The organism is Bacillus norwichensis (genome assembly GCF_014836955.1).
In the GTDB taxonomy this organism is placed as follows: Bacteria; Bacillota; Bacilli; order Bacillales; family Bacillaceae_C; genus Siminovitchia; species Siminovitchia norwichensis.
In genome coordinates, this window is the sequence record NZ_JACSPV010000096.1 from 1 (window position 1) to 1,603 (window position 1,603).

Below are 1,603 nucleotides of genomic sequence, written 5' to 3' on the forward strand. Positions count from 1 at the left end.
ACATAATTGATAGGCTCAAGATTCAGTCTAGCCAACGATTAGTACTTATTTTGTTGGTGCGAAAGTTGAGTCTTTAAGAAAAAAGCAACATTGAAAAAAGATATGGATATTATCCTCGTAACTTTTTAAGCAGCTGATTATTTTGAGCAGCCGTACCAGTATAGTTTTTAATACCATACTCGGCCGCCAACTTCTTCCGATTGGCAAGGGACGAATCAGCACCAATTGATTTAAGATAATCTACAATGGATCCGGTCTTCTGATCACCTTTTGGCTTAGGTGCAACAGCTCCAGCCAATTTAATTTTTTGGCCGACTTTAATGAGGTTTGGATTTTTAATGCCATTGATCTTGACTAACTCATTAACAGTCGTTTTGTATTTTTTAGCAATACCTGATAATGTATCGCCTTTTTTAACGGTGTGGGTACCACCTGTAGGCGCTGGCTTTTTATTAACAGCAGGTTTTGATGCCGTAGGTTTATCGGCGGGCTTGCTAGTATCTTTTTTCAAGCCAAAATACTCCGCCACGCCATCGGCAATCGCTTTTCCAGCAGCATCAAGGACCTTATCGTCTCTCAACTTTTTAACATCAATAGTTGAGTCCATATATCCTCCCTCAGTTAGGATTGCTGGCATCTTGGATTCTCTTAGCATATGGAAGTCTGCTTTTTTCAAGCCTCTATTCTTCAATCCATAAGCCTGTACTAGATTCCTGTGAACAATAGCTGCCAAATTTTCTGCCTGTGGCCAGTTTCCTAAATAGGTGTAAGTTTCTGTACCAGTCCATTCTCCCCATCTGCCTGTATTAGCATTGTGATGAGCCGAAATAAGAATGTCAGCTCCCCAAGAGTTAGCTTTATTTGTTCTAGTAATTAGCGACACATCTGTTTTTCCAGTCGGATCGTCCAGTCTCAACAGAGAAACATCCTGGTATTGCTTCAAATATTTAATAGCAGCCAAAACCACTTTATTGTTAAAGTCCCACTCATACTCCCCGGCTGGTGTTCGTTTGCCCGGTGTTACTCCAAATCCTCCATGCCCAGCATCGATTGCGATTTTTACCATTATAGATCCTCTCCCTTTTAGATATTAAAAAAAGAGCAACGCTTATGCGTCACTCTTATCGTTTAATTTTTCGACTGCCTTTTTAAGCACATCCGGTACTGGCAAGTTTGTTTTGCCCACCGTCTCCAAAATACTCAACAGTTCATTGGCCAAATAAAAGAAGATGACAGCGTCTCGTATAAACGTGCCATCTCCCATGATCGTGTCGATTGCATAAGCTACTGCCACCAATGACAAGATAATTACCTTCTTTGCAATCCCCTTGAATCCAATTGAACTATTTAATTCCCCATGCATGCATTGCTGCAACCAAAAAACCCAACAGATAATCCATGACAATGAAAATAACTAGCACCTGTAACAAAGGCGACCAACCTCCCAATAAGAATGTAATGATCGCCCCGATGACAGCGACAACTGATTTAAATATGGTTTCCATACTCCCTCTCCTTTTCTGCAAAATAAAAAGGTTCTATGTCAAATGTTGGGGTAGAGTGAGGTGGAAGCTCATTCTACCCAACATGACTTTCAATTTTT

3 protein-coding genes are annotated in these 1,603 nt (G+C 40.5%); all 3 read right to left on the minus strand.

All coding sequences use genetic code 11. From position 1 onward, the window contains the following. Positions 1-109: 109 nt before the first annotated feature. The 3 genes from H9631_RS22075 to H9631_RS22655 are packed head-to-tail and all read right to left on the minus strand — an operon-like array spanning position 110 to position 1,505. The gene (locus H9631_RS22075; RefSeq protein ID WP_191816606.1) at positions 110-1,066 is read right to left on the minus strand and encodes an N-acetylmuramoyl-L-alanine amidase; all 957 of its coding nucleotides are present in this window, start codon (positions 1,064-1,066) and stop codon (positions 110-112) included. A gap of 42 nt (positions 1,067-1,108) precedes the next feature. Continuing rightward, the gene (locus H9631_RS22650) at positions 1,109-1,363 is read right to left on the minus strand and encodes a phage holin family protein (RefSeq protein ID WP_263600726.1); all 255 of its coding nucleotides are present in this window, start codon (positions 1,361-1,363) and stop codon (positions 1,109-1,111) included. Further along, a complete protein-coding gene (locus tag H9631_RS22655) occupies positions 1,344-1,505 on the minus strand; it encodes a phage holin family protein (protein WP_263600727.1) in 162 nt (53 codons plus the stop codon). The genes H9631_RS22650 and H9631_RS22655 overlap by 20 nt, the downstream gene beginning before the upstream one ends. Positions 1,506-1,603: the final 98 nt, after the last annotated feature.

Bases quoted from the DNA above. Each gene is read 5' to 3' on its own strand.
- H9631_RS22075 (WP_191816606.1), bottom strand. From the start codon at position 1,066: ATGGTAAAAATCGCAATCGATGCTGGGCATGGAGGATTTGGAGTAACA.
- H9631_RS22650 (WP_263600726.1), bottom strand. From the start codon at position 1,363: ATGCATGGGGAATTAAATAGTTCAATTGGATTCAAGGGGATTGCAAAG.
- H9631_RS22655 (WP_263600727.1), bottom strand. From the start codon at position 1,505: ATGGAAACCATATTTAAATCAGTTGTCGCTGTCATCGGGGCGATCATT.